Annotated in this window: 27 protein-coding genes; 15 read left to right on the forward strand and 12 right to left on the reverse strand. The window is 72.0% G+C overall.

The genetic code is table 11. The annotated features are described in order from the left end of the window. Positions 1-75: 75 nt before the first annotated feature. Positions 76-1,209 carry a phosphotransferase enzyme family protein gene (locus J4709_RS34790; protein ID WP_307801807.1) on the reverse strand — a complete coding sequence of 378 codons (1,134 nt, stop codon included), beginning with the start codon at positions 1,207-1,209 and terminating at the stop codon, positions 76-78. A 149-nt stretch (positions 1,210-1,358) separates the two neighbouring features. Then, positions 1,359-1,760: a nitroreductase family deazaflavin-dependent oxidoreductase gene (locus J4709_RS34795; RefSeq protein WP_208247286.1), complete on the reverse strand. Its 402-nt coding sequence runs from the start codon at positions 1,758-1,760 to the stop codon at positions 1,359-1,361. Positions 1,761-1,920: 160 nt separating this feature from the next. On the opposite strand from J4709_RS34795, the gene paaI reads away from it, so the two are divergent. Next, positions 1,921-2,328, forward strand: coding sequence for a hydroxyphenylacetyl-CoA thioesterase PaaI (gene paaI / locus J4709_RS34800; RefSeq protein ID WP_208247450.1), 408 nt, complete (start codon positions 1,921-1,923; stop codon positions 2,326-2,328). A gap of 7 nt (positions 2,329-2,335) precedes the next feature. Here the strand turns inward: paaI and J4709_RS34805 are convergent, their stop codons facing one another. Further along, on the reverse strand, positions 2,336-3,202 hold the full coding sequence (locus J4709_RS34805) for a Sco1979 family transcriptional regulator (protein WP_208247452.1): 867 nt from the start codon (positions 3,200-3,202) through the stop codon (positions 2,336-2,338). A gap of 703 nt (positions 3,203-3,905) precedes the next feature. Between J4709_RS34805 and J4709_RS34810 the strand changes: the two genes are divergently transcribed. Further along, the gene (locus J4709_RS34810) at positions 3,906-4,301 is read left to right on the forward strand and encodes a PPOX class F420-dependent oxidoreductase (protein WP_208247288.1); all 396 of its coding nucleotides are present in this window, start codon (positions 3,906-3,908) and stop codon (positions 4,299-4,301) included. 135 nt (positions 4,302-4,436) lie between these two features. Beyond that, positions 4,437-4,742 carry a hypothetical protein gene (locus J4709_RS34815; RefSeq protein ID WP_208247290.1) on the forward strand — a complete coding sequence of 102 codons (306 nt, stop codon included), beginning with the start codon at positions 4,437-4,439 and terminating at the stop codon, positions 4,740-4,742. A gap of 52 nt (positions 4,743-4,794) precedes the next feature. Here J4709_RS34815 and J4709_RS34820 read toward each other — a convergent pair whose 3' ends face one another. From J4709_RS34820 to J4709_RS34830, 3 genes are read right to left on the reverse strand one after another with little or no spacing between them, the layout of a single operon-like run. Beyond that, on the reverse strand, positions 4,795-5,574 hold the full coding sequence (locus J4709_RS34820) for an ABC transporter permease (protein ID WP_208247291.1): 780 nt from the start codon (positions 5,572-5,574) through the stop codon (positions 4,795-4,797). Next, positions 5,574-6,350 (reverse strand): ABC transporter permease, encoded by a 777-nt coding sequence (locus J4709_RS34825; RefSeq protein ID WP_208247294.1) that lies wholly within the window; start codon positions 6,348-6,350, stop codon positions 5,574-5,576. The genes J4709_RS34820 and J4709_RS34825 overlap by 1 nt, the downstream gene beginning before the upstream one ends. Next, positions 6,347-7,252, reverse strand: a complete 906-nt coding sequence (locus J4709_RS34830; RefSeq protein ID WP_208247296.1) for an ABC transporter ATP-binding protein — start codon at positions 7,250-7,252, stop codon at positions 6,347-6,349. Before J4709_RS34830 ends, J4709_RS34825 begins: the two co-directional genes overlap by 4 nt. A gap of 157 nt (positions 7,253-7,409) precedes the next feature. On the opposite strand from J4709_RS34830, the gene J4709_RS55060 reads away from it, so the two are divergent. Next, positions 7,410-8,525, forward strand: coding sequence for a sensor histidine kinase (locus J4709_RS55060; protein ID WP_208247299.1), 1,116 nt, complete (start codon positions 7,410-7,412; stop codon positions 8,523-8,525). A gap of 7 nt (positions 8,526-8,532) precedes the next feature. Beyond that, positions 8,533-9,189 carry a response regulator transcription factor gene (locus tag J4709_RS34840; RefSeq protein ID WP_232384500.1) on the forward strand — a complete coding sequence of 219 codons (657 nt, stop codon included), beginning with the start codon at positions 8,533-8,535 and terminating at the stop codon, positions 9,187-9,189. A gap of 84 nt (positions 9,190-9,273) precedes the next feature. Here the strand turns inward: J4709_RS34840 and J4709_RS34845 are convergent, their stop codons facing one another. Beyond that, the gene (locus J4709_RS34845) at positions 9,274-10,182 is read right to left on the reverse strand and encodes a TIGR03620 family F420-dependent LLM class oxidoreductase (protein ID WP_208247301.1); all 909 of its coding nucleotides are present in this window, start codon (positions 10,180-10,182) and stop codon (positions 9,274-9,276) included. A gap of 93 nt (positions 10,183-10,275) precedes the next feature. On the opposite strand from J4709_RS34845, the gene J4709_RS34850 reads away from it, so the two are divergent. The 3 genes from J4709_RS34850 (at position 10,276) to J4709_RS34860 (ending at position 12,349) form a co-directional block, all read left to right on the forward strand. Next, the gene (locus tag J4709_RS34850) at positions 10,276-11,031 is read left to right on the forward strand and encodes a TetR/AcrR family transcriptional regulator (RefSeq protein ID WP_208247302.1); all 756 of its coding nucleotides are present in this window, start codon (positions 10,276-10,278) and stop codon (positions 11,029-11,031) included. Between the two features lie 34 nt (positions 11,032-11,065). Continuing rightward, positions 11,066-11,656: a DUF4291 domain-containing protein gene (locus J4709_RS34855; RefSeq protein ID WP_208247304.1), complete on the forward strand. Its 591-nt coding sequence runs from the start codon at positions 11,066-11,068 to the stop codon at positions 11,654-11,656. A gap of 456 nt (positions 11,657-12,112) precedes the next feature. Next, positions 12,113-12,349, forward strand: a complete 237-nt coding sequence (locus tag J4709_RS34860) for a hypothetical protein (protein WP_208247306.1) — start codon at positions 12,113-12,115, stop codon at positions 12,347-12,349. Positions 12,350-12,412: 63 nt separating this feature from the next. Here the strand turns inward: J4709_RS34860 and J4709_RS53885 are convergent, their stop codons facing one another. Together J4709_RS53885 and J4709_RS34870 are read right to left on the reverse strand one after the other, a co-directional pair. After that, a complete protein-coding gene (locus J4709_RS53885) occupies positions 12,413-13,066 on the reverse strand; it encodes a nucleoside triphosphate pyrophosphohydrolase (RefSeq protein WP_232384501.1) in 654 nt (217 codons plus the stop codon). Between the two features lie 66 nt (positions 13,067-13,132). Beyond that, positions 13,133-14,035 (reverse strand): hypothetical protein, encoded by a 903-nt coding sequence (locus J4709_RS34870; protein ID WP_208247308.1) that lies wholly within the window; start codon positions 14,033-14,035, stop codon positions 13,133-13,135. A 203-nt stretch (positions 14,036-14,238) separates the two neighbouring features. On the opposite strand from J4709_RS34870, the gene J4709_RS34875 reads away from it, so the two are divergent. Both J4709_RS34875 and J4709_RS34880 read left to right on the forward strand, forming a co-directional pair. Next, on the forward strand, positions 14,239-15,177 hold the full coding sequence (locus J4709_RS34875; RefSeq protein ID WP_208247310.1) for an aldo/keto reductase: 939 nt from the start codon (positions 14,239-14,241) through the stop codon (positions 15,175-15,177). A gap of 65 nt (positions 15,178-15,242) precedes the next feature. Next, the gene (locus J4709_RS34880; RefSeq protein WP_208247313.1) at positions 15,243-16,151 is read left to right on the forward strand and encodes a serine/threonine-protein kinase; all 909 of its coding nucleotides are present in this window, start codon (positions 15,243-15,245) and stop codon (positions 16,149-16,151) included. A 21-nt stretch (positions 16,152-16,172) separates the two neighbouring features. On the opposite strand, the gene J4709_RS34885 is transcribed toward J4709_RS34880, so the two are convergent. Continuing rightward, positions 16,173-16,835: a thiaminase II/PqqC family protein gene (locus J4709_RS34885; RefSeq protein ID WP_208247315.1), complete on the reverse strand. Its 663-nt coding sequence runs from the start codon at positions 16,833-16,835 to the stop codon at positions 16,173-16,175. A 129-nt stretch (positions 16,836-16,964) separates the two neighbouring features. Between J4709_RS34885 and J4709_RS34890 the strand changes: the two genes are divergently transcribed. The 3 genes from J4709_RS34890 to J4709_RS34900 all read left to right on the forward strand — a co-directional run bounded on the left by J4709_RS34890 (position 16,965) and on the right by J4709_RS34900 (position 20,594). Beyond that, positions 16,965-18,248 (forward strand): citrate synthase, encoded by a 1,284-nt coding sequence (locus J4709_RS34890; RefSeq protein ID WP_208247317.1) that lies wholly within the window; start codon positions 16,965-16,967, stop codon positions 18,246-18,248. A gap of 162 nt (positions 18,249-18,410) precedes the next feature. Next, a complete protein-coding gene (locus J4709_RS34895) occupies positions 18,411-19,634 on the forward strand; it encodes a cytochrome P450 (protein WP_208247319.1) in 1,224 nt (407 codons plus the stop codon). Positions 19,635-19,763: 129 nt separating this feature from the next. Then, the gene (locus J4709_RS34900) at positions 19,764-20,594 is read left to right on the forward strand and encodes a hypothetical protein (protein ID WP_208247321.1); all 831 of its coding nucleotides are present in this window, start codon (positions 19,764-19,766) and stop codon (positions 20,592-20,594) included. 102 nt (positions 20,595-20,696) lie between these two features. Here the strand turns inward: J4709_RS34900 and J4709_RS34905 are convergent, their stop codons facing one another. Beyond that, positions 20,697-21,476 (reverse strand): hypothetical protein, encoded by a 780-nt coding sequence (locus J4709_RS34905; protein WP_208247323.1) that lies wholly within the window; start codon positions 21,474-21,476, stop codon positions 20,697-20,699. 1,229 nt (positions 21,477-22,705) lie between these two features. Further along, on the reverse strand, positions 22,706-23,659 hold the full coding sequence (locus tag J4709_RS34910) for a hypothetical protein (RefSeq protein ID WP_208247325.1): 954 nt from the start codon (positions 23,657-23,659) through the stop codon (positions 22,706-22,708). A 385-nt stretch (positions 23,660-24,044) separates the two neighbouring features. Between J4709_RS34910 and J4709_RS34915 the strand changes: the two genes are divergently transcribed. Together J4709_RS34915 and J4709_RS34920 are read left to right on the forward strand one after the other, a co-directional pair. Beyond that, positions 24,045-24,983 carry a class II glutamine amidotransferase gene (locus J4709_RS34915; protein ID WP_372442182.1) on the forward strand — a complete coding sequence of 313 codons (939 nt, stop codon included), beginning with the start codon at positions 24,045-24,047 and terminating at the stop codon, positions 24,981-24,983. A 166-nt stretch (positions 24,984-25,149) separates the two neighbouring features. Then, entirely contained in the window at positions 25,150-25,362 is a 213-nt protein-coding gene (locus J4709_RS34920; protein ID WP_173100683.1) for a helix-turn-helix domain-containing protein, read from the forward strand. The last annotated feature ends 73 nt before the right edge of the window (positions 25,363-25,435 follow it).

A 25,435-nucleotide genomic window follows, 5' to 3' on the forward strand; every position in this document is an offset into this window, starting at 1 on the left:
TCACCCGCCCGTCGCGGATTCACCGCGCGCTCGCTCCACTCATCGCGGCGGGTGAGCCGTGTGTGAGGAGGTCGTTCAGCCGTAGGCGGGGTTGTCGCCCGGAGCCTCGGTGAAGGCGTCGGTGTACGGGGCGGCGAACGCGTCGAGCGTGCGTTCGAGCTGCTCGGACCACCAGGCCACGAGCCCGGCGGCGCCCCGCTCGCCCGCACCGTCCTCGCCCAGGTAGCGGTACCGCAGCGGCGCGACGTCGCAGAGCCGCTCCCACCACTCGCGGTGCACCGCCGACTGGATCTGCCCCGCGTCCAGCGGGAACGCCGCGCGGTGCCCCCGCACGAACGCCTGGACCCGGTCGATGTCGAGCCCGCGCTCGTCCTCGCAGGCGAACAGCCGCGCCGCCGCGCGCACGACCTCGCCCGCGACGGGGCCCGTGGTGAGCGCGTCCCAGCCGAGCACCGCCGTGACGTTGCCGGCGCCCGCGTACCGCAGATGCCCCGCGTGGAAGGCGCCGTGCAGATGCCCGACCGTGCTGACCTCGATCTCCGGCGGCTGGTGCCCGGCGAACTCGGCGAGCAGCGCGCGCCGCTCCCGCAGCCTGCGCCCGGTCAGCGCGTCGAAGTCGGTACCGCCGCCGTCCGCGGGGACGGCCTCCAGCATCGCCTCGACGGCCGCCGCGGCGTCCGCGGCCCGCGGCGTCGGCACGAGCAGGCTCTGCTGCACCGGCGCGGTGACCCGCTCCAGTTCGGCGTGCAGCCGGCCGAGCAGCTCGCCGAGCTCCGCGCACTGCCGGAACGTCAGCTCGAGCCCGCCGCGCCGCCGGCCGGCGACCCACGGGTACAGCGCGTAGGCGTGCCCGGACGCGGTGACGAGCGTGCGTCCGGACTTCGCCGGCAGCGGCGCGAGCACGGGAAGCCCCGCGGCGTCGAGCGCACCCGTCAGCTCATGCTGGAACCGGACCCGCGTGCGCTCGGGCGGGGCGTACTCCTTCAGGAAGAACGGGCCCTCGGACGTCCCGACCCGCCAGCACCGCCGGCCGGACGCACCGTCCAGCGCCTCGGGCGCCCCGACCGCGTCGAGCCCCCAGCGCTTCAGCAGCCGGGGCGGCGGACCCTCGTCCGCGCCGTTCGCGGCGGTGAAGCGGTCACCGGCACCGAGCGCGGCGGCGCCGCGTTGCCCAGTGCTCGGTTCGTCAGCGCTGCGGGACGTCGGCACCTTCGCACCTCGGCGGCCTCGGACGGACGGTGGTCGAACGGATGTTCCCACCCGACGCTACACGTCCCGGCGCTCCCGCGAAAGGGAACCGGCCGGGCCGGGCGGTTCGCGCCCGCGCCCGGCGGACCCCGGTGCTCAGACCCCGGCGGTCAGACCCGCTCGAGGACGACCACGGGGATCTCGCGGTCCGTCTTCTGCTGGTACTCGTCGTAGGCGGGCCAGGTCGCCGCCATCTTCTTCCAGAACGCGGGCTTCTCCGCCGCCGTCGCGGTGCGCGCCCGCGCGGTGAACCTGTCGCCCTTCACCTGCACCTTCACCTCCGGATCCGCCTCCAGGTTCAGGTACCACTCCGGCGGCTCGTCCGCGCCGCCCTTGGACGCGACGATGAGATACGCGTCGCCCTCCGGCTGGTAGATGAGCGGCGTCGTGTACTCCTTGCCGCTGCGCCGCCCCGTCGTCGTGAGCAGCAGCGTGATGGTCCCCTGCCAGTCGTGCCCCTCAGCGCCGTCCGTCTCCCGGTAACGCTCGACGTGCTCCTTGCCGTACAGCATCGAGTCCTCCTCAATCCGGCTCCGGCCGTACCACGGCCACCTGTGTGAACCCCCGAACCCAGAATGACCTTCCCCGACGCCGGGGCCCAATCCCCGTGGGCTCATTACGCTGGGGACGGTGAGCGATCCGGGCGAGCTGGCGCGGCGATGCGCCGAGACGATGTACGCGGACGACAAGGTCGCGCAGGACCTCGGAATGGAGATCACCGGCGTCGCGCCGGGACGGGCGGTGCTGCGCATGACGCTCACCCCGGCGATGGTGAACGGCCACGGCATCGCGCACGGCGGCTACCTGTTCCTGCTGGCCGACTCGGCGTTCGCCTACGCGTGCAACACCCACGGCGCCGTGACGGTCGCCGCGTCCGCCGACGTCGTGTTCGTCGCACCGGCCCGCGCCGGCGACGTCCTGGAGGCGACGGCCGTCGAACGCACCCGGTACGGGCGCAGCGGCGTCTACGACGTGACGGTCCGGCGCGTCCCGGACGGGGACGTCATCGCGGAGTTCCGGGGCGGAAGCCGCAGCCGGAGGGAGAGCGTCCTCGGCGAGGCGGCTCCGCCGCCCGCCTAGCCGACGGTCAGAGCTCCTTGAGGATGCCGGTGAGCAGCCGGGCCGTGTCATCGGGGCGCGCTGCGGTGATGCACAGGTTGTTCATCGCGCGCATGTAGGTGTCGACGTCGGTCGGCTTGTCCAGGTAGAGCGCGCTGGTGAGCTGCTCCAGGTAGACCACGTCGGACAGGCCCGGCTCGGCGAACCGCAGGATGGTGAACGGGCCGCCGGCGGCCGCGTGCCCGCCCGCCCCGAACGGCACGATCTGCAGCGTGACGTTCGGCAGTTCCGACATCGCGATGAGGTGCTCGAGCTGGCGCCGCATGACGTCGCGGCCGCCGAGCGGGCGGCGCACGACCGCCTCGTCCAGGACGGCCCACAGCGTCGGCGCGCCGGGCGAGGTGAACCGCCGCTGCCGCGTCGTGCGCAGCTGGACGCGCCGCTCGACCTCCTCGTCGGAGGCGTCGGAGTACCCGAGCCGCACCACGGCGTGCGCGTAGTCCTCGGTCTGCAGCAGGCCGGGGACGAACTGCAGCTCGTAGGTCCGCAGCAGCGACGCGGCCTCTTCCAGCCCCAGGTAGACCTCGAACCAGCTCGGCAGGACGTCGCCGTAGCGGTGCCACCAGCCGGGGGTGTTGGCCTCCTTGGCCAGCTCCAGCAGCGGCGCGCGCTCCTCCACGTCGTTCACGCCGTAGAGCGTGAGCAGGTCGGAGACGTCGCGCTCCTTGAACCCGACGCGGCCCAGCTCCATCCGGCTGATCTTGGAGTGCGAACCGCGGATCTCGTAGCCCGCCTGCTCGGTCGAGATGCCGCGCGACTCCCGCAGCCGGCGCAGCTGCGCGCCGAGCAGGATGCGGAGCACCGTGGGGCCGCCGCGCCGCGGGTAGTCGATCAGTCTGCCGGGCTGATCGCCCTCGGCCGGAGGCGTGGGGGCGGCTGAATCCTGGGGCAAGGGGTCACCAGCCAGTCGACGGGTCTGTTCTGGGGCGGAACGGCACCGCCCTATGTTAGAGGATCGAAGCACGTTTTTGGGAAGTATGAAAAAGCGCGTCTTCGGCAAAACGGCCCATCCGTGTTAGAACGGCCGGACCGGGCGGTCCGTCCGCCGATCGGCGCGGGTGAGGATACTCCCGCCACGCCCCCGGATCGAACGCGGGACGGCGCCGGGGCGGCGGATCGACGCTTTGGACCGTGACCACGGGCCGTGACCAGTGCCGTCGGTGGCGGCCCGGCTGCGGAACGTGGCCGTCGGGTGAGGATCCCGTTGACCGGGAGGTCATTTCCATGGCGCCGAAGTCACTGCGAACACATGAATTGCCTGGCGTTTCGCGGCCTTCCGGTCGCCAATCGGCACCGGCTTTCCGTACCCCGTCGTATGACGCGTAAATGACGGCGGTCACGCCGTTCGATGAATATCCGAGCCCCTCCAGACGACCCCGCCCCTCAGCCCCACACCCCGAGCCCTGCCCTCCCGCCGTCCGCGTGCCGGGGGCCTTCCGCGGGAACATGCGGTCGCGCACGCGGGTTACCGCGTGCGCGGGTGCGGGCCATCGGGCGGGGAAGGTCCCCTCTGTACCCGTCCCTATGAGGAGGACTCCATGACCAAGCTGTCCGACGAGGCCAAGGAACTGCTGAACCGTCCGCTTCCCGGATGGGCCACGACGGTCCGGCCGGACGGTTCGCTGCACAACACCGTCGTATGGGTCGGGTTGGACGGCGACGACATCCTCATCAACACCGCCGCGGGCCGCGCGAAGGAGCGGCACCTGAGCAAGGACGCGCGCGTCTCGGTCAGCGTCCTCGACCCCGACGACGCGTTCCATTGGATCAGCGTCTCAGGCGAGGCGACCCTGGAGGAAGAGGGCGCCGTAGAGGTCATCAACGCTCTCGCCAAGAAGTACACCGGCAACGACACCTACCCCGTCCAGGAGGGTGAGGTGCGCCTCACCGTCCGCATAACGCCTGATCAGGTTCTCTACAGCGCGGGCGGGTGACCAAGCTCTCGTCCCCATCGGACGATCTCCCGGTCCCGGACGGCGTTCACTGGACGGGAGGGCGCCGCGCACCGCGGTGACGCGGCGGCGCCCGGCACTTCCCGGTCCATCACCGAGATCCACTCTGGGGGAACCATGAACGCGACCCTCGAGCGACCGGAGATCCGGTTTCTCACCTCGGGCGAGGTCACGGGCGCTCAGCGCGCGGAGGCCGAACGCGCCGTCCGCGCGGCGCTGCACGGCACCGGTGCCACGTCCGTGCAGGTCACGCTGAGCATCGTGGCCGACCCGTCGCTGCCCAGGCCGGCCCTCGCCAGGGCCGTCGCCGAGTTGGACGGGCGGCGCCTGCTCGCGCAGGCCGCCGCGCCGAGCCTGGAGGAGGCCATCGGCCTGCTCCGCCACCGCATCGCCGTCCGCGCGTCCTACCAACGAGCGGTCTGACCCGCCCCGGGGTGGGCGGCGGCCGCAAGCCGCCGCCCACCCCGCTTCCGTCTCAGGCGTCCCGGTGGGTCAGTGCCACGCTTGCGAGGGCGAGCGGGACGGCGGCGTACGCCAGCAGGACGGCTGCGGCGGCCGCGGGCGGTAGCAGTTCGCCGTAGATGGAGTGGTCCGCGCCGAGGCCGGCGATCTGTGCCGGCAGGCCGCTCAGCATCACCGATCCGAGCCGCTCGTTCCACGGGCCGGGCAGGTGGTAGACCAGCAGCGGCACCACATGCCACACCAGGACGAGCGTGACGATCGCGGCGGCCGCCGACCGTAGCAGGACGCCGAGGGCCAGGCCGAGCAGGGCGAAAACGGCCACGGCGGCGCCCGAGGCCACGAAGCCCGGCAGGTCGTGCGCGATGGACGCGCGCTGGTCGGGGAACGGCCGCCCGCCGACGGCCAACCGGGTGCCGAGGAGGCATCCGATGGAGACCGCCTCGCCCACGACCAGGCCGGTCAGTCCCACCACCACGGCCTTCGCTGCGAGGAACCGTGTTCGGGACGACACCGCGACGAGGCTCGTCCGCACCATTCCGGTCCGGTACTCCGAGGTCGCCGCGAGCACGCCGAGCACCGCGAGACACAGTTGGGCGACCCATCCGCCCAGTTCCTGCAGCGGCCGCAGGAGGAAGCGGGCGCGGCGGGCGGCGTCCAGGCCGTCCCAGATGTGCGCTTCTTGGACGGCAAGCAGCACGACGAACAGGACGAACGCCGCGGCGACCGAGACGATCACATGGGTCGACCGGACGGAACGGAGCTTCCACCATTCGGCGGCGACGGCGTCGAGCATCACGCGTCCCGCCGCGCGAACACGCGGGCGCCGACGCCCAGCGCGACCACCACGTACGCCGCCAGAAGCAGGGCCGAGGCCGCCGGCGGCAGGCCGTCCCGGGCGGAAGACGCCCCTGGTGGCCTCGCCATCTGGTCGGCGAGGCCGGAGGGCAGCACCGACCAGACCCGCTCGCTCCACGGGTCCGGAAGCAGGTTCGCGACGGGCGGCACCACGAACAGCACCGCCATCCCGGTCGTGATGGTCCCCGCGGTGGAGCGGAGCACCGCCGCCAGGCCGGCCGTCATGAGCGTGAGGGCCGCGGTCGTCACCGCCATGGCCAGCAGGTACGGGACGTGGTCGAGGAACGGGGCGTCGAACGCGCGGATCGGACGGCCGTCCGCGGCCGCCTTGCCCGCCAGGACGCCGACGGCCAGGCTCGCCAGCGCGGCGACGAACATCGCGATCCCCGGAACCGCCGCCTTGGCGGAGAACAGGATCGGATGCCGTGGGGTCGCGGCGAGGCTCGTCCGGATCATCCCCGACGCGTACTCCGACGTCGTCGGCAGCGCGCCGAGCAACACCGCGCAGACCGGCAGGGCGATCGACAACGGCTGCTCCGGCGGCGCGGACCGGAACGTCGCCCGCCGGGCCTGCGACAGGCCGTCCCAGTAGTGGGCCGCGTACAGCGACCACGCCACGCACAAGAGCGCGAACGCCGCGACCACGCCGAGGACGGCGAACGTCGAACGGACCGAACGCAGCTTCCGCCATTCCGCCGCCATCGCGTCGATCACGACGCCACCGCCCCGAACTCGGTGCTGCCCGCCGTCAGTTGCATGTACGCCTCCTCCAGGGACGCGCTGCGCGGCGTCACCTCGTACAGCGGGATGCCGTGCGCGGCGGCCCGGTCGCCGATCTCCGCCACGTCCAGCCCGGCCACCGACAACGCGCCGCCCGGCGCCGCCTCGACCGTGCCGCCCGCGGCCGCCAGCACCCCGACCAGCTCCTCGGGACGCGGCGACCGGACCAGCACCCCGCGCGCGAACCGGTCGGTCAACTCCCGCACCGAGGTGTCGGCGATCAACCGGCCCTGCCCGATGACGACCAGCCGGTCCGCGGTCAGTTCCATCTCGCTCATCAGGTGGCTGGAGACCAGCACCGTCCGGCCTTCGGCGGCCAGCGCCCGCATCAGTCCCCGGATCCACCGCACCCCGTCCGGGTCCAGCCCGTTCACCGGTTCGTCGAACATCAGCACACCCGGATCGCCCAGCAGTGCCGCCGCGATCCCGAGCCGCTGCCGCATCCCGAGCGAGAACCCGCCCACCCGCTTGCGCGCCACTCCCGCCAGCCCTACCTGCTCCAGGACCTCCACCACCCGTTTCGTCCCGATGCCGTTGCTGCGCGCCAGCCAGCCGAGATGGTCGAACGCGCGGCGGCCGCCGTGCACCGCGCCCGCGTCCAGCAGCGCCCCCACCTCGTGCAGCGGCCGCCGCAACGCCGTGTACGGGCCGCCGTTCACCAGCGCCTCGCCCGACGACGGCGCGTCCAGCCCCAGGAGCACGCGCATCGTCGTCGATTTGCCCGCGCCGTTCGGGCCGAGGAAGCCCGTCACCGTTCCCGGCCGCACCTGGAACGACAGGCCGTCGACGGCGACGGTCCGCCCGTAGCGTTTGGTCAGTTCCCTCACTTCGATCACATCGTCGACACTTCCGCCGGAGCCCGCTCGGCACATCGGAACCAGGTCCGGACTTGCCGGTCCGACCGTGCTCCGAGAAAGGGGTGCCGCGTCGGACCGTGGTCTGACGCCCCCTGGCAGGACGCGTCCGGCGGCGCCGTCCGGCTACCGTCATGACGTGCACGAACCCGAGCCGGCCTCCCCGTACGCCCGGCGGATCCGACTGGACGCCGCGGTCGCGGTCGTCTACACGCTGTTCCTGCTGATGTTCTCGGGTGGCCACGAGACGTCGGCGCTGCTCGCCGTTCCCGTCGCCGCCGCCATGGGCCTGCCCCTCGCCGTCCGCCGGCTCTGGCCCGTCCCGGTCTTCGGCGCCGTCCTCGCCGCCTCCACCGTGGCCCTGGTCCTCGGCCTTCCCTGGGACTTCTTCGCCGCGGCGGCGTACGCGCTCTACCCGCTCGCGCTGAGCCTGCCGCGCCTGCGCTGGATCCCGACACGGGTGATCGGCGTCCTGAGCGCCATCGTCATATTCGGCGGCGCGTTGGTCGGACCCAAGAACTGGCACACCGAACAACTCGGGCGGGTGGCCCTGGGGCTCGGCGTGCTCGGCGCGGCCTGGGCCCTCAGCCGCGCCGTCCGCGACCGGCGCGCCTACACCGCCCAGGCCGCCCGCAGGCTCGCGGAGACCGCCGTCGGCGAGGAAAGGCTCCGCATCGCCCGGGAACTGCACGACATCGTCGCGCACAGCATGAGCCTCATCGCCGTCAAGGCGGGGGTGGCCGTCCACGTCGCCGAGGCCCGCCCGCAGGAGGCCCTCGACGCGCTGCGCGTCATCGAGTCCACCAGCCGCGGAACCCTCGCCGAGATGCGCCACCTGCTCGGCGTACTGCGCGCGGACGAACCCGGCCTCGCCCCTTCACCTGGCCTCGGTTCCCTGCCTGGCCTCGCCGAGCGCGCGGCCATGGCGGGAGTCCACGTCGACCTCGACGTACGCGTGGCGGATCTGCCGGAGAGCATGGCGCTCGCGGCCTACCGGATCGTCCAGGAGGCCGTCACCAACGTCGTCAAGCACGCCGCCCCCGCGCGCTGCCGCGTCCTGGTCGAGGTCTCCGGCGGCTGCCTGCGCATCGAGGTGGACGACGACGGGCCCGGCGTCCGCGTCCTGCCCGGCGCCCCCGGGCACGGCCTCATCGGGATGCGCGAACGCGTCATGATGTACGGCGGCGACTTCACCGCCGGCCCCCGAGCCGAGGGCGGCTTCGCGGTCGCCGCCGCCTTCCCCTACGAAGCCTAGGAGTCCGTTGGAACTGCGCGTCCTCGTCGCCGACGACCAGGCCCTGGTGCGCGGCAGCTTCCGCGTCCTGATCGACACCGCGCCCGGCCTGTGCGCCGTCGGCGAGGCGGGCACGGGCGCGGAGGCGGTCGAACTCGCCGAGCGCGAACGCCCCGACGTCGTCCTCATGGACGTCCGGATGCCGGAGATGGACGGCATCGAGGCGACCCGGCGCATCGGCCGTGACCTGCCGGACGTCCGGGTCCTCATCCTCACCACGTTCGACCTGGACGCCTACGTCTACGCGGCGCTGCGCGCGGGCGCCAGCGGCTTCCTGCTCAAGGACACCCCGCCCGCCGACCTGCTGTCGGCGATCCGCGTGGTCGCCTCCGGCGAGTCGCTGCTCGCCCCGACCGTCACGCGCCGGCTGATCGCCGAGTTCGTCCGCCGGCCCGCCCCCGCGCAGCCGCCGCCCGCCGGGCTCGACGTCCTCACCGACCGCGAGCGCGAGGTCCTCGCCCTCGTCGCCCGCGGCCTGTCCAACCCCGAACTCGCCGATCACCTGCAGCTCAGCCCCGCCACGGTGAAGACCCACATCGGCCGCCTGCTGGCCAAGCTCCAGGCCCGCGACCGAGCCCAGCTGGTGATCGCCGCCTACGAGACGGGCCTGGTCCGCCCCCGCTGACCTGCTCACTTCGGCGTCCGCGCAGCCCGCGAGGGCGGGGGTGAGGACCCGTGGCGCGGCGGCGGGATGGGAGCGGCCGGCGGGCTAACCGTTCAGCAGGTGCGGGGCGAGACGCTCGAACTGGTCGGCGGTGGAGGCGAGGTCCGGCTGGAAGACCGTCACGCACACGTGGTCGGCCCCCGCGTCCAGCTGGGCCCGGACGCCCTTGGCGATCTCGGTCTCGTCACCCCAGGAGAAACAGGCGTCGACGACCTCGTCGGAGCCGCCGCCTGCGATCTCCGCCTCCGAGAAGCCGAGCCTCTTGAGGGCGTCGATATAGGGCGATCCCGGCATCGAGAAGGCACCGACCTGGCGGGCGATGCCCCGCGCCTTCTCGGGGTCCGTCTCGAGGATCACCGGGCGCAGGGCGATCAGCAGCCTGTCCGGGCCGAGCAGCTCGCGCGCACGGCGCGTGTGCTCGATCGGCATCATCGCGGGCAGCATCCCGTCCGCCCGGTCGCGGGCCAGGCCCTGCATCTTCGGCCCCAGCGCCGCGAGCAGCCGCGGGAACGGCACCTCCGGCGCGGGCGCGGCCGCCACGGCGGCGTCCATCCCATCGAGGTACTCGCGCATGCGGGTGAGCGGACTGCTCCATGCCTGGCCGCTCTGCTCGACGATCGCGCCCATGCTGACGCCGACGCCGAGCGCGAGCCGTCCCGGATAGGCGTCCGCCAGCACCGAGGCGGCACCCTGCATCGCGGCGGGATGCCGCGCCCACAGGTTCGCGATCGCCGATCCGAGCACGATGCGCTCGGTGGCCGCGAGCATGACGCTGAGCTGCGTGAACACCTCGCGCCCGCCGATCGCCTCGTTCACCCAGATCGACCCGTAGCCGGCGTCCTCCACCCGGCGGGCCGCCCGCCGCCACTCGTCCGCGGGGGCGAGGGGCGTCATCAGCCCCACCCCGACCCGCCCCAGCCGCCGCCTCGCCTCGAGCACCGCTTCCTCGCCCATCGCCGTCTCCTTCGGCCGTACAATCGGAACTATCAACCCGCTTAGGAGCGTAGCGGAACGCTCGCCCCGCTTGTCAACGAGGAAGAGGCGCCCGTGCCCGACGACCGGTCCCGCCGCACCGACGCCGAGCCCCGCCGTGCGGACGCGCGCCGGAACCGGCGGCGGATCCTCGAGGCCGCGCTGGAGGCGTTCGCCGCCGAAGGGCGGCTCGTCCCGCTGGACGACATCGCCCGCCGCGCCGGTGTCGGCGCCGGGACGGTCTACCGCAACTTCCCCACCAAGGGGGCGCTGTTCACGGCCGTCATCACCGACCGCTTCGAGAGCATCATCGAGGAGGCCAGGTCGCTGGCCGACGCCGACGACCCGGGGGAGCGGTTCTACGGCTTCCTGATGTGGGTCGTCGAGCGCGCGATGTTCAACCACGCCCTCTGCGAGGCGCTGGCGCTGGAAGAGGGCGGCAGGACGTTCGCGGCCCCCGGCGTCGAGGAGGAGTTCAACGAGGCCCTCGGCGCACTGCTCCGGCGGGCCCAGGCGGCCGGCGACGTGCGCGCGGACGTCGACCTCCGGGATGTGCGGGCCCTGATGGCCGGCTGCGTGGTCACCGAGCGGATGCGGCGCGCCGACGGGCCGCCCGGCCGCATGACCGCGCTGGCCTGCGACGCGCTCCGCCCCGCCGCCGTAACGAAAGTTCGTGACGAAACCCGACCGCCGTCCCGTAACGAAAGTCGCTGCGAGGTCTGCGGAACTCCGCTGCCCGCTGCCCGCACCGGGCGCCCGGCGCGGTTCTGCGGTGCCGCCTGCCGGCAGAAGGCCCACCGCCGCCGGGCCGCGGCCCCGAAATCCGGTTGAACCCGCCGCGCGCCTGCGGCACCGTGGCCCCACCATGCGCACACGTGAGATCCGCGCCCTCCACGACCGCGACTCGATCACCGTCTACCAGGCGTACGGCCCCGAGATCGGTGCTCCGGCGGCGCGGCACGGCACCTTCGTCCCTCCGTTCTCCCGCACCCGGATGACGTGGATCAAGCCGTCGTTCCTGTGGCTGATGGCCCGCAGCAACTGGGCGCGCAAGCCCGGCCAGGAGACCGTGCTCGCCGTCCGGATCACCCGCGCCGGCTGGGAGGACGCACTCGCCCGGGCCGTCCCGACCGACCCGGACCGTCGCGTCTTCCGCAGCTCCGACGAATGGCGCCGCCGCTTCGCGCAGGCCCACGTCCACGTCCAATGGGATCCCGAGCGTTCGGTGAACGGAGGGAAGCTCGAGGCGCGGAGCATCCAGGTGGGGCTGAGCCGCCACATAGTGGACCGCTACGTCGACGACTGGATCCTCGGCATCGAGGACCGGACGCCGCTCGTCCGCAGGATCCACGGCCTCCTCCAAGCGGGCCGGACGACCCAGGCCAAGGCGCTGCTGCCCAAGGAACGCCTCTACCCGCTGCCTCCCGCCCTGGCCCACGGCATCGGAGCCGACTGACCCGCCGCGCCCCAGCCCCGAGCGCCGCCGCGCCTCTGCCACCAAGTACCGCCGCGCCTCCGCCGCCGCGCCTCAGCCTCGGGCGGCCGCCGCGCCTCCGCCACCAAGCGCCGCCGCACCACCAGCGCCGCACCACCACCGCCGCACCACCACCGCCGCGCCTCCGTTGCCGCACTTCCGTCGCGGCGCCTCCGGGCGCCGCCGTCCCAGGGGCGCCGCCGTCCGAGGGGCGCCGCCGTCCGAGGGGCGCCGCCGTCCGAGGGGCGCCGCCGTCCGAGGGGCGCGGCGTGTCACGAAACATTTGGCTCTGGAGTCACGAAACCTTATGCGCTGCCGTGCGCCACGATCGGCGCGCCCAGAGACACCGTCACGCGTCCCAGGTTCGGATGCGCGCCGTCTGCCGGGGCGGCCTGTCGCACTTTGCTCGAACACATGTTCGGGCTAGGGTCTGGTCTCGTGCTGATCGATGAACCCGTCTCCGCGGAGACCACCCCGGTGGGCCATCCTTCTCAGATCACCGGGACACGCGGCTGCTTCCGCGTGCGCCGGGTGCTGGAACAGTGGCAGGAGCCCGGCGAGGCCCGCTTCTACCGGCTGCAGGTCACGACGCCGGACGGACCGGCGATCGCGGAGGTGATGGGGCCGGCCGCAGGGGCGCCCGGCCCTTGGACGCTTCGCCGTATCTGGTCCTGACGCCTGCGCCCGGGCGGGCCCCTCGGCACGGTGCCGGGCACCGTGCCGCGCCGGCCGGTCGGCCTACGGCTTCAGTCGCAGCACGATGCGGTCGGAGAACCCTCCTCTCTCGGCGTGTTTCGCAGAGCGGCTCGCCTCCAGGTCGTCCGGGGTCATGCCGTGGAGCGCGGCGAGCGCGCGAACGACCTCCAGCACGTCGGCCAGTTCAGCGGGGTCCCCGCTCGTCGCGTACTCACCGGCCTCCTCGTAGAGCTTGGCGCGGAGGAGGGACGCGTACTCGTCCCGATCGGCGACCCGCGTCTCCGGTCGTCGACCCGCGCTCTGGATGAGATCGGGGATCCGATCGCGGACGAGCTTCTCGGCCCGCCCGCCGCCTTCCTTGGTGCGATGCTCGCTCGCGCCGTTCCGGCGGTCCAGAGCCTGGATCCATTTCACGGCCACCGCCGCCGTCTGCACCAGTTCGTTCCGCAAGGGCGCGGGTTCGGCCTCGGCCATCGCCTCATGAAACTCCTCGGCGAGGATGTGCCGCCATGTCAGCTCGCCGCGCGACCACGCGGCCGCGCAGTCGCCCTTGGCCTTGTCGGCATCGCCGGTGAACACCGGCCCGCTGCCGTCGGGAAACTCCTGCACACCCCACATCCGGTCTTGCGCGGCGCGTTCGACCGCGATGTCCGCGAGAACCTTCTCCAGAGAACCGGGCTCCTGTTCGTTCCGCATGCCGACCGACGCTAACGGGCGCGGCGGCCTCCCGGCGGTGGCTCGGCGGTGACGTCGCCGGGACGGTCAGTCCGGGTCGGTGTCGTCGGGCTCGCAACTCAGGTAGTGATGCAGGACGGGCGGCAGTTCGTCCCAGAGCCACTCGTTCAGCGAGCCGGGGAAGTCCTCCGGTGCCTGGACGGCGAGCCGGTGGGGCCCCGTCTGGACGAGCCTCACGGGGACGGGGCCATCGTCCCATATCTGCTCATGGCTGCCCCAGAACGCCGAGAAGTCGGCGCTCGTCAGCACCAGTTCCGAATGCAGGACGTGCTCGCCCCGGTGCCTGCCAAGAGGCAGCAGCCTCTGCGCGGCGGTGCGGAGGATGTTCAGAGCGGCGAGATCGTGCGGGCAGGCCACACTGGTGATCTCCAGGTCGGGGAGACCGAAGCGGCGCAGGCCCCGAGTGGTGAGCCCGACGCAGGAGCAGCCGTCGATCTCGTCCTCGTCGGCCGTGCACCGGCCGGCGTTCCGGTAGGGCGGGAGCGCGGCGCCCGTCCAGCCGTCCGCGAGGGCGAAGTCCTCCGGTCGCGGTGCGGAGCGCGGTTGCACGACCTGGTCGATGTCGAGGTCGACGGGGACGCCGCCGAGCGATTCGGCGAGCGCCTCGGCGGTGGCGCGGGTGATGTGCGGGCCGATGGGCAGGTCGGCGACCGGCAGCACCGAGGTCACCCCGACGTGCCAGTCGCTGCGGCGGGCGCGTTCGGCGTCGTCCGGATCGGTGCTCGCCACCGGCCGCAGGTCCCAGGGAGACACCGCGGCCTTGTGCACGGCGACCATCAGGGCGGGCGTTCCGAGCCGTTGGAACATCGCGGCGCCGAGCCGGCCGGGTAGTCCCTGCCGGAGGGCGGCCGCGATGTCGTCGGGCGTCCGGTCGGCGGCGACGACGAACCGGGTGGTGGTCTCCTCGGGAACGGTGACGGTGATGGGCAAGGGGGCCTCCTCGGGCCTGGCGGGATCGCGTGACGCCGTCAAGCCTCGGAGAGCGGCGGCGGAAACGGAACGAGAACGTCGTTCTGTGGATAAGGCCGATCATTTGCCGCCGAAAACCGACGAAATGTCCGAGTGATGATCGGATGGGGAGTTCGTTCCTGGTCGCCCGGCACACGCGCCGAGCGTCATGGGACGCTGAAGGGATGGACGCAACGGAACGGCTGGGCATCGGCTTGGCGGCGGTGGGACGCCCCGCCTATATCAACGTGGGCAGGACGGTTGAGCTGCCCGCTGACCGCGGAGTCGAGCAGATGCGGGATGCGACCTGGGCTCTTCTGGACAGCGCGTACGCGGCGGGCATTAGGTGGGTCGATACCGCGCGGTCCTATGGGCGCGCCGAAGAGTTCCTTGGGGAATGGCTTGCCGAGCGTATGCCGACCGGTCTGACCATCTCCAGTAAGTGGGGCTACACGTACGTCGGAGACTGGAGGCTCGACGCCCCGGTGCACGAGGTCAAGGAACACAGCCTCGTCCGCTATCGAGGCCAGTGGGAGGAGACACGAGCGCTTCTCGGCGAGCGTCTCTCGGTCTACCAGGTGCATTCCCTCACGGTGGACAGCCCGCTCTTCAACGACGTCCAACTGCAGGAGGCCATGGCCGAAGCGGCCGCCCAAGGTGTGCGCGTGGGATTCTCCACGTCCGGACCTGAGCAGGCCGCCACCATCCGTCGCGCCATGGAGTTGGAGGTCTCCGGCACGCGGCTTTTCAGCACTGTGCAATCGACCTGGAACGTCCTGGAGACGTCCGCAGGAGCGGCGCTAGAAGAAGCCCATAGGGCCGGCCTTCATGTCCTGCTCAAGGAGGTGCTCGCCAACGGCCGCCTCGCGGTACGGCCCCCGAGCGCGCTGGCCGCCATGGCATCCGAGAAGGGCATCGGCACCGACGCGCTGGCCCTGGCCGCCGCGCTGAGCCGGCCTTGGGCGGACACCGTCCTGATCGGCGCGGTGAGTCCGAGCCAGCTGGACGCGAACCTGGCGGCGGCGCGGGTGTCCCTGGACGAGCAGGAGCAGGACGTGCTGGCCGCGCTGAGCATCACGCCGGAACGCTACTGGCGGGAACGCGGCGAGCTCCGCTGGGTCTGACCGGCCGGAGCGGGCGGCGCCCGTGGCACGATGAAGCGCGCCCACCAAGATCGGATTCCGTTCCCATGCAGCCTGACGCCCCCCGGACGATCGGCCCCTACCGCGTGGTCGCCCGCCTCGGCTCGGGCGGCATGGGCGAGGTCTTCCTCGCCGCCTCGCCGAGCCGCCGGCTGGTCGCCGTGAAGGTCATCAGGCAGGAACTGCTGGGCGACCCGCGCTGGCGCGCACGATTCCGCCGCGAGGTCACCTCCGCCCGGTCGGTCAGCGGCTTCTACACCGCGGCCGTCGTCGACGCGGACCCCGACGCGGACCGGCCATGGCTGGCGACGCAGTACATCCGCGGGGTGAGCCTGTCCAAGGTCGTCCGGGAGAAGGGGCCGCTGCCCGAGCAGGCGGCGTGCAGGCTGGGGGCGGGCCTGGGGGAGGCGCTGATCGCGATCCACCGCGCGGGGATCGTCCACCGCGACCTGAAGCCGTCGAACGTACTGCTGGCCTCGGACGGCCCGCGCGTCATCGACTTCGGCATCGCCCGCCCGCTGGACGCGCTGCCCCTCGCGCGATCGGAGATCGTCGGCACGCCCGCCTACATGTCACCCGAGCAGGCCCTCGGCGAGCCCGTCACACCGAAGAGCGACGTGTTCTCGCTCGGAGCCACGCTCGTCTACGCGGCGACCGGTTCCGCGCCGTTCGGCACCGGCCACAAGGTGCGCGGACGCATCGTGTACGGCCGTCCCGACCTCGACGGTCTGCCCGATCCCATGCGCGGCCTCGTGACACGCTGCCTCGTCAAGGATCCAGAGGAACGGCCCACACCGGAGCAGGTTCTCACTGCCCTCTCCACGCTCCTTGATGCCGTCTATGGAGACGAGGAACTCGTGGAAGGCATCGTCGACCTCATGGACGTTCCGGAACAGACACTCATCGAAGTGACAGCCGAGCAGCCCACCCTGGTTGAGCAGCCTGAGCAGGCCTAGACAACGGTCGTCTTCGAGGGGTCAGGGCAGGTCGTCCACCAGCGCGTCCCAGAAGGCGTTCTCATACGCGTGCAAGAGACGGGCCGCACGGGACGCTTCTACAGGGTCGTCACCAGAGGCCAAACCCGTGGCGATGACCGAAAGAGCCTGCTCCTCGAAACCGGGCGGCGACTCGGCGAAGAAGGAGAAGAACCCGACGGCCTCCTCGTCGAACCCGTAGCGCTCACGAAGCGCCGTGGCGGTACGGGCGCAGTAGGCGCCCCACTCCTCCAGGTTGGCCAGCATGGCCAGTGCCACTTCGGTGGACGTGCCGAAGGCGGCCCGCTGTGCCAGGTACGCCGGATAAGCCTGGGCGAACGGATGAGGGTCGTACTCTCTGAGATTCTTCTCACTTTTACCGAGAGCGTCGGCGAAACGGTCGAGCAGTATGAGTGCCTGCGCCTCGCCCTCCGCGAGCCCCAGGAACAGGCCGCCGGCCGGCGGTGCCGGGAAACGCGCGGCCAGCAGCGCGAAACTGCGTTGGTCGCTGCCGACGATCCGATACTCCTCTGCGGCCAGCCTTACCAGGCACTCCCGGGGCAGTTCGCCCGCTTCCAGAAGGTCCAGGAAGCGGTTGCCGCCCGCCTTCGCCGCGACGTCCCGGCGCGCTCCCGCGAGCAACTCCGCGGCACTGTTGTCGGTCATGTACCCAGCGCAACATCCCCGCGGCTCCGGCGTCAACGAGACGGGCGCCGATCAGCCCATGTGATCACCTCGATACGATGAAGACCGGAACGTCTACGCAGGTGTGGACGGAGTTGGGAGCGAGCGTATATGTCGGATTTCGAACTCAACCACGCGGGCGGCCGGATGCCCCTCGAGGTCACTGAGTCGACCGAGGGCCCTTCGGGACTGCGGGTGGGGAGCCTCCTGAAGGAGACGGGGCACGTCACACTCGACCCCGGATTTACCAACACCGCGTCCACCACATCGGCGATCACCTATATCGACGGTGAGGCGGGCATCCTCCGCTACCGCGGCTACCCCATCGAGGAGCTGGCGGAGAAATCGTCCTTCCTCGAGGTGGCCTACCTGCTGATCTACGGCGAGCTGCCGACGCCCGCCAAGCTGGAGGAGTTCACCGACAGCGTCCGCAAGCACACGCTGCTCGACGAGAAGTTCCGGGCGTTCTTCTCCGCCTTCCCGCGCCGCGCCCACCCGATGGCGGTCCTGTCGTCGGCGGTCAGCGCGCTGTCGACCTTCTACCAGGACAGCCTCGACCCGTTCGACCCCGAGCAGGTCGACCAGTCCAGCATCCGGCTCATCGCCAAGCTGCCCACCATCGCGGCCTACGCGTACAAGACCTCCAACGGGCAGCCGCTGCTGTACCCCGACAACTCGCTCGGCTACGTGGAGAACTTCCTCCGCATGACGTTCGGGCTGCCCACGCAGCCGTACGAGATCGACCCCGAGATCGTGCGGGTGCTGGACATGCTCTTCGTCCTGCACGCCGACCACGAGCAGAACTGCTCCACCTCCACGGTGCGGCTGGTGGGCTCCAGCCAGGCGAACCTGTTCTCGTCCGTGTCCGCGGGCGTCGACGCCCTGTTCGGCCCGCTCCACGGCGGCGCCAACCAGGCCGTCCTGGAGATGCTGGAGCGCATCCACGAGAACGGCGACAACATCGAGTCGTTCGTGGAGCGGGTCAAGAAGAAGGAGCCCGGCGTCAAGCTCATGGGCTTCGGGCACCGCGTGTACCGCAACTACGACCCGCGCGCTGCGGTCGTGAAGAAGGCCACCGGCAAGGTGCTGGAGGCGCTCGGCAAGGCCGACCCGCTCCTCGACCTGGCCATGCGCCTGGAGGAGGTCGCGCTCAGCGACGACTACTTCGTCGAGCGGAAGCTCTACCCGAACGTGGACTTCTACACGGGTGTCATCTACAAGGCGATGGGTTTCCCCACGAACGCCTTCACCGTGCTGTTCGCGCTCGGCCGGCTTCCCGGCTGGATCGCCCAGTGGCGCGAGATGATGAACGACACCACGACCAAGATCGGCCGCCCGCGGCAGGTGTACGTGGGCCCGGGCGAGCGCCACTACGTGGAGCCGTCCGCTCGCTGATCGACGACCGAGTGCGCAGCGGGCGGGCTCACGCCCGCCCGCGCGCGCTTGCGATACACGTCCCTTCCCCGCTGGGCCTCGGGACGCTCGGCTGATCGCATTCTCAGGGCCTCCGCGTTAGCCTGTGGGCGGCGATTCCCCGGCGGAAGGCGGCCCAGGCCGATGCCATCACTAGTCGAGACGCGACTGTCCAGCCTGGACTTCTGGGCGACGCCGCAGGCCGAACGCGACGAGGTGTTCGCCGGCCTGAGATCCGCGAAGGATCCCGTCTTCTGCCCCTTGCAGGACGAGCCCGGCTTCTACGCGCTCACCCGGTACGAGCAGGTCGCCGAGGCCAGCCGCCGTCCCGAGGTGTTCAGTTCGGAACCCACGGCGGTGAGCCTCGTGGATCCGCCGGAGGCGATCGCCGAGTACTCCGGCTCGATGATCAGCATGGACGACCCGCGGCACGCGCGGCTCCGGCGGATCGTCTCCCGCTCGTTCACCCCGCGCATGGTCGAGCGGTTCGCGGGGGACGTCACCGTCCTCGCCCGCCGGATCGTCGACGAACTGGCCGAGCGGGGCCCCTGCGACTTCGTCGAGCACGTCGCCATGCCGATGCCCCTGCGGATCATCTGCTCGATGATGGGCATCCCGGACTCGGAGTACGACGGGGTCATCGACGCCACGAACATGATCCTGGCGATCGGCGATCCCGACTACGTCGGCCCGTCCGGCGAGGACCGCATCACGACGTTGCGCGACCGGTTCGCGCATCTGCACGAACTCATGGGCGACCTGGGGCGGCTGCGCCGTGAGGAGCCGGCTGACGACCTCGTCACGGCGTTGATGCACGCGAACGTGGACGGGGAGTCGCTCACGACCGTCGAACTGGCCCGCTTCTTCACGCTGCTGGTCGTCGCGGGGAACGAGACGACGCGCAACGCGTTGTCGCACGCGCTTGCCCTGCTCACCGCAAACCCGGACCAGCACGCACTGCTTGTGGCCGATGTGGAGGGACGTCTTCCCGGGGCGGTGGAGGAGGTCGTCCGCTACGCGACCCCCGTGACGTGGATGCGCCGCACGCTTTCCCAGGACTACGACCTGCAGGGCCACGTGTACCGGACCGGCGAGCGAGTGGTGCTCTACTACAACTCGGCCAACCGGGACGACACGGTGTTCAAAGACCCGCACACGTTCGACATCAGGCGCTCGCCGAATCCCCACATCGGGTTCGGGGCGCCAGGGCCGCATTTCTGCCTCGGTGCTCATCTCGCCCGCCGCGAGGTCACGGTCCTGCTGCGGGAGCTCTACACGCGCCTGCCCGATCTGCACGCCACCGCGGCCCCGGTCCGGCAGCGGACGAGCTTCATCAACGGGATCAAGTCCCTTCCCTGCGCCTTTTGAACACCACAAAGTAGGACATTAGCCGCGAATTTACGGGGCTTGTCCACAGAATGACGTTCCCCTATTGCGGGCGCGCCGGATGGGCGAGGCTGTCACGCGTCACATCCCGGTACACGGAAAGGCGCGACCATGCCCGCCCAGATCATGCCCGCCCAGACCGAGCTTGCACAGACGAAGCCCGCCCAGGCCGCACGCGGAGACCTCGGCCCCAACCAGCTCGCCGTCCGGCTCGGACTGACCCGATGGCAGTTGCGCCTCGGACGTGAGCACGGCCTGCTCCCCGAGCCCGACCTCGACGGCGAACGGTGGTCCGCCCGGCTCGCCGGCGAATGCGCGGACCGGCGCGATCAGGTGGCCGCCCGGTTCGGAGACGAACCCCCGGTCGGGGCGATCCGCGCCGCCTCCCGGCTGGCCGTGCGGACGGGCCTCGACGTCGAGCGCCGCGACGTCGAGGTGCTGGTGGCCCGGGAGGACCTCGACGTCGTCAGCAGTTTCCGCGGCCATCCGCTCTATCTGCTGCGCGACCTCGACGCCCTCGATCCCCGCGCGGTCCGCGAGGTCGTCTCCGCCAGGAAGGGGCCGCTGTTCGACAGCGTCGACGCCGGCGGGGCGGTGGCGATCCTCGGCTGGCCGCGGAAGACCTTCGACCGCATCGCCGGTGAACGGGCGCTGGCGACCGACCGGTTCGGACGCTACGCGCTAGCCGACATACATGCTCTCGCGGCGGACGAAGATCTCGCCCAGGAGGTCCGCGATGAGAAGCTCCGGCGGGCCCTGGCCAAGTCCAGACGTGCCGAGACCGACATCGAGGACGTCGTGCGGGGCTGGATGCTGCGCTGCACCGCCTACCTCGACCGCGACGCCGACCAGCCTCCGGACCCCGCGCTCCTCGGTCGCGCGATCCGCAGCCTCGTGGGCACCCGTGCCGAGAGCGCCGGATACGAGCGCGAGAGCGTGTGAACGGCAGAGCCCCGGGGGGTGTGTGAAGAGACCGACGCGGGACCGCAACGTCGACGGGAGGCCGCACGACTCCCGGCCCGGTGCGCGCGATTCCGCGCGCGATCACGTGCGCCGCGAGCTGTAACGCCGTCCGGGCGGGCGCCTCCGGTCGGTGGTCTGGTGGGCGATGGCGGCCTGAAGACGGTCGCGCGCCTCCGTCCGGGACATCGCGGGAAGCCGTTGGGGGAGATGCGCCGCCAGCGCGGAAGGGGCGTCGACCAGGCCGTCGTCGTCCACGCGGGCCCGGGGACCCGGCCACGGACCGAGAAGCACCGTGGACCACGCGCCCGGGTGGCGGTCGAGGAGCGCGGCGATCCGTCCGGCCTCCTCCGCGCAGTCGGCCACCAGCAGGAGGCGGCGGGCGACGGCCGCACCGGTGTTCCGCCGGATCGCCAGTTCGGTCTCCAGGTAGGCCAGCGCGGCGTCGAGGTTGCCCGGAATGAACAGGCCGGCGGCGTTCTCGTCGAGCAGTTCGTCCTCGGCGAGCCCGAAGAGCCGGGTGGCATCGGGGCGGGGGATCACCACAAGGGAGCTGTCCCCGTGCTCGCCGAGCGCGGACAGGGCGAGCACCCGGGCGCTGTCGACGGCGCCGCTGCCGGCGAGCGCCAGCGCCGGCACCGCGAACGGGTCGAGGGAGGGGCGGTAGGTGAACGGGACGGGCCGTGGGTCGGGCCCGCCCGTCGAAGCGGCGATCACCGGCATACCGGCGGTCGCCGCCGCGAGGATCCGGTGCCGGAACGGATAGCAGATCGCGGCGGCCGCGGGAAGGAGGAGGCCGAGCAGCAGAACCGGTTGCACCGGACGCATCTGCGGTTCGTCGTCGGCCTGCTCGCGCAGGCGCACGGGAACCCGCTCGCTCTCTCCGCTCCACGGAGCGGCCGTCGGGACCGGCGTCGGCGCGGGGGCCGGGGGGATGCCGTCCGGGGCCTTCAAGGCGGGACGCGGACTCGGCCGGTCGGGCGGTGCGGGCCGCCGCCGTCCGCGCTTCGGAGCCTTCTCGAACCGTCCCCGTCTGCGGGCGGCATCGTCCCCGAGGCCCGCCCCCCTCTTCCTGGAGCCGTCGAACATGGCCAGCCAGGCTTCTCTGCACAGCTGCGCGGTGTACCGGTCACCGTCGAGGACGTGGCGGCAGGGGGCAGCCGCCGATCTTCGTGGCTCCGGCCGGGGCCCCGGCGCCGCGTCGGCGGGGGCCGCGCTGAAGGAGATCACGCCCGCCGCCGCGGTGCAGCCGAGCAGTCCGCAAGTACAGCGAACGATTTCGCTAAATATGTCTGTCATCCTGGGATCTGCCAGGAAACGGGTCATCTTCGCCCCGGGGGATCGCGTTGGTCACCGTCGGAATGCCGATCGTAGTCAATTCGGCTACGGAGCGTTGACCATTGCTCGCACTCGAGTCGCCGATCGAGCGATCACCACACCGCGTAAATGTGCAGCACATCCGCAATCGTCTGGATATAACCGGCCCGATCGGGCGCTCTGAATGCCGCCACACTTGGGCAACGACGAGGTTCACGCATGCGAACCGGAAAGTAAGGTCCACCGGCCGCCGCGGAGGAACTTCCCCCATCAATTCCCACACACGTGATCAATAGCTACCAAAGCCCGGCGAATCTCTCCCATTGACCGAACCCATGTAATCGACCCTTCTGCCCGCGCCGATCGCCGGTCTGTGACGGCTCCGGCCGGGTGTGCCTGCCCGCCCCGGCGATCCCGCACTCTCCACCCACGCCCTGTGGCGTCCGCGCCGGGTCGTGTCAGGGCGCGTGGCCGCCTGAGCGAGTCCGCAGCGCAAGCGGGCGGCGCGGGCAGGCGCGCGGGCCGGTGACGGCGCCGTGCCGCTGCTCCCCGGCGTCTCCGTCCGACCAGCGAGGGTTCGACGTTACGCCCGACCAGTGGGCCGCCGACGTTGCACCGACGGGGGTGGAGGTCACGCCGACCGACGGGGCGTTGAGGTTGCGCCGACGGGGGTGGAGGTCACGCCGACCGGCGGACGTTGATGTTAGGTCGACTGGTGGTTGGCGGAGGTCAACGCCGACCGGTCGGCGTTGCGGTCGTGTCGCGTAGTGGGTGGGTCAGGCGGCTTGGGGGCGGGGGGTGTCGGCGGGGGAGTGGATGAGGTCGTACATGCCCAGGGGGAGGGTGTCGCCGCACAGCCAGTCGTTGACCGTGCCCGTGAAGTCGTCCGGCGGGGACACGGCGAGGAGGCGCGGGGTGAGGAGCGTCAGGCGGACGTGGAACGGGCCCGGGGGGGTGAGGTGGACGCGGCGGCCGGTGCCCCAGAAGTCGCTGAAGTCGGCCTCGGTCAGCGGGACGGCGGTGTCGAGGGCGCGGACGCGGTCGGCGGGGCCGGTGGTCAGCCAGGCCCAGTGGTCGGTGAGGAGATGGCGGGCGGCGGTGCGCAGGACGTTCAGCGCGGCCAGGTCGTGCGGGCACGCGACGTCGGTGATCTGCAGTTCGGGCAGGCCGAAGCGGCGCAGGCCGCGGGTCCGCAGGCGGACGCAGGAGCAGCCGTTCACGCCGTCGGGATCGCGGTCGGGGTCGGGCGCGGTGCAGCGGCCGTTGGCGCGGAAGGGCGGCAGCACGTCGCCGAGCCACTGGTCCGCGAGGACGAAGCGGGCCCGTTCCGCGGCGGGCGGTGCCAGGACGTGGCCGGTGACCAGGTCGGCCGGGACGCCCCCGAGCGCGGCCGCCAGGTGGAAGGCGGCGGCGCGGGCGACCTGGACGGCGCGGGGCTGGTCGGTGATCGGGGCGCAGGCGGTGATGACGGCGAACTCGGCGGCGTCCTGGAACGCGCGTGCGCGGCGCCGGTCCTCCGGGCGGGAGGCTGTGATCCCACTCGGGTCCCAGCGGAGGACGGAGGCGTCCTCGCGGACGACCTCGAGCTGGGGTGAGCCGAGGCGGCCGGCGATGTGCGCGGCGTAGGGGCCGCCCGCGTCGCGGAGCAGGCCGGTGAGATCGTGCGGGACGTGCTCGGCCGCCACGGCGAAACGGCAGGTCGTGGTGGCGGGGACCGGGAAGACGATCATGGTTTCTCCTGCTTGGAGGGGGCCGACGCCGACCAGCCTGCGGGCCCGCCGGAACACACGGAAGCAAAACTGCGTTCTGTGGATAACCAGGTCAACGCCTGGACAGCGGCGCGTAAAATCGGTGCCCGCCGGCCGCCGAGCCGTGGTCCGGTGGGTGTGCCGCGGCCGGATGCTCCTGACGGGCCCGCCGCGTGGGCGCGCATCCGCGACCGACTGGCGTGAATCGCCGGACGCCCGATGCGACGTTGGGTAAAATCTCCATCACTCGCAGTTATGATCTTCCTTTCGCGCCGCCGGCCGGGGACCCGGGGCGCGGGATCACTTCCGATATCGAAAGGCGAACGGCATGTGCCGACTGTTCGGGATGAGCACGGGCGGGCCCCGCGTGAGGGCGGCCCATTGGCTGCTGGACGCGCCGTCCAGCCTGCGTGCGCAGAGCCACCGGATGCCGCACGGCGCGGGCCTCGGCTGGTTCTCCCTCGGCGGCGAGCCCGTCCGCGACCGGGCGCCGCTCGCCGCCTTCGAGAACGCCGACTTCGACCTGCACGCCCGCAACGTCCCGTCGCACACGTTCGTCTCCCACGTGCGCGACGCCTCGGTCGGCGGCCTGACGGTGCACAACTGCCACCCGTTCGTCATGAACGACCGCCTGTTCGCGCACAACGGGGTGGTGAAGGGGCTCGGCACGCTCCGCACGTGGCTGACCGACGTCGAGCGCGCGCACGTCGCGGGCGAGACCGACTCGGAGCTGGTGTTCGCGCTGGTGACCGCGGAGATCCGGCGGCGCGGCGACACGACCGAGGGGATCATCGCGGCGGTGCGGCGGATCGGGGCCGAGCTGCCGGTGTTCGCGGTCAACCTGCTGATCGCCGAGGCCGGGCGGCTGTGGGCGCTGCGCTACCCGGAGAGCAACGAGCTGTGGGTGCTGTCGCCGGACAAGGGCGGGACGAGCGGCCCCGGCGACGCGGCCGCGGCGGGCGGCCCGGTGCCCGCCGTGGTGATCGCCAGCGAGCCGATGGACGACCGGCCCGGGTGGCGGCTGCTCGAGCCCGGCGAGCTGCTGGTCGTGGACGGGTTGTCCGAGACCTCGCTGTTCCCGTTCGAGCCGCCCAGGCATCCGCTGCGCCGGTCGGACCTGACGGCGCGCGAGGCCGCGTCGCAGCAGACGGCGGTCGAGGAGGAGGCGGGGCAGGGCGTCGCGGTCGCCTCGTTCCAGGCCGCGGCGGCGCGGCCCGGGGCGCAGGCGGTTCCGGTCCGGGGCCCGCTCCGGCCGCTGATCCTGCGGAACGCGCAACCGAAGGCGCTTCGAGGGCCGTCTGTCTAGTTCCGACACGCCGTTGACCATGGAAAAGACCAGCTTCGGCCGATTTCGCGTGGATTGGCGCCGCATCGGGGGCGGATTCAGGGGGAATGTGTACGTTGGGTAGATCAACACTGCTGTGAGCTGCGGGGACGGTCCCGACAGCCCAGCTTCGGAACAGGAGGTCCCCGTGACCCGAACGCTGTCGAGGGGCACCCGCGTCACCGGTGCCGAACGCACCCGGCTCGCCGCGGAGCTCGCACCCCGCTACGCGGGCGGCGAGAGCATCCGCGACCTGGCCGCCGAGACCGGCCGGTCGTACGGGTTCATCTACAACGTCCTGAAGGAGGCGGGCGTCCCGCTGCGCGGCCGCGGCGGCAACACCCGGCGCAAGAAGGACTGACCTCGCTCCCGACGCAATAGCACAGCCGAGCACGAGCAGAAAGAAGCAGGAAGCATGGCCGGACGTCCCCCTC

It is taken from the genome of Actinomadura violacea (assembly GCF_017573465.1).
Classification (GTDB): domain Bacteria; phylum Actinomycetota; class Actinomycetes; order Streptosporangiales; family Streptosporangiaceae; genus Spirillospora; species Spirillospora violacea.

Excerpts from the sequence above, each read along its gene's own strand:
- J4709_RS34795 (WP_208247286.1), bottom strand. The coding sequence starts at position 1,760 with ATGCTGTACGGCAAGGAGCACGTCGAGCGTTACCGGGAGACGGACGGC.
- paaI (WP_208247450.1), top strand. The coding sequence starts at position 1,921 with ATGTACGCGGACGACAAGGTCGCGCAGGACCTCGGAATGGAGATCACC.
- J4709_RS34810 (WP_208247288.1), top strand. The coding sequence starts at position 3,906 with ATGACCAAGCTGTCCGACGAGGCCAAGGAACTGCTGAACCGTCCGCTT.
- J4709_RS34815 (WP_208247290.1), top strand. The coding sequence starts at position 4,437 with ATGAACGCGACCCTCGAGCGACCGGAGATCCGGTTTCTCACCTCGGGC.
- J4709_RS34820 (WP_208247291.1), bottom strand. The coding sequence starts at position 5,574 with ATGCTCGACGCCGTCGCCGCCGAATGGTGGAAGCTCCGTTCCGTCCGG.
- J4709_RS34845 (WP_208247301.1), bottom strand. The coding sequence starts at position 10,182 with ATGGGCGAGGAAGCGGTGCTCGAGGCGAGGCGGCGGCTGGGGCGGGTC.
- J4709_RS34855 (WP_208247304.1), top strand. The coding sequence starts at position 11,066 with ATGCGCACACGTGAGATCCGCGCCCTCCACGACCGCGACTCGATCACC.
- J4709_RS53885 (WP_232384501.1), bottom strand. The coding sequence starts at position 13,066 with ATGCGGAACGAACAGGAGCCCGGTTCTCTGGAGAAGGTTCTCGCGGAC.
- J4709_RS34875 (WP_208247310.1), top strand. The coding sequence starts at position 14,239 with ATGGACGCAACGGAACGGCTGGGCATCGGCTTGGCGGCGGTGGGACGC.
- J4709_RS34880 (WP_208247313.1), top strand. The coding sequence starts at position 15,243 with ATGCAGCCTGACGCCCCCCGGACGATCGGCCCCTACCGCGTGGTCGCC.
- J4709_RS34885 (WP_208247315.1), bottom strand. The coding sequence starts at position 16,835 with ATGACCGACAACAGTGCCGCGGAGTTGCTCGCGGGAGCGCGCCGGGAC.
- J4709_RS34890 (WP_208247317.1), top strand. The coding sequence starts at position 16,965 with ATGTCGGATTTCGAACTCAACCACGCGGGCGGCCGGATGCCCCTCGAG.
- J4709_RS34895 (WP_208247319.1), top strand. The coding sequence starts at position 18,411 with ATGCCATCACTAGTCGAGACGCGACTGTCCAGCCTGGACTTCTGGGCG.
- J4709_RS34900 (WP_208247321.1), top strand. The coding sequence starts at position 19,764 with ATGCCCGCCCAGATCATGCCCGCCCAGACCGAGCTTGCACAGACGAAG.
- J4709_RS34910 (WP_208247325.1), bottom strand. The coding sequence starts at position 23,659 with ATGATCGTCTTCCCGGTCCCCGCCACCACGACCTGCCGTTTCGCCGTG.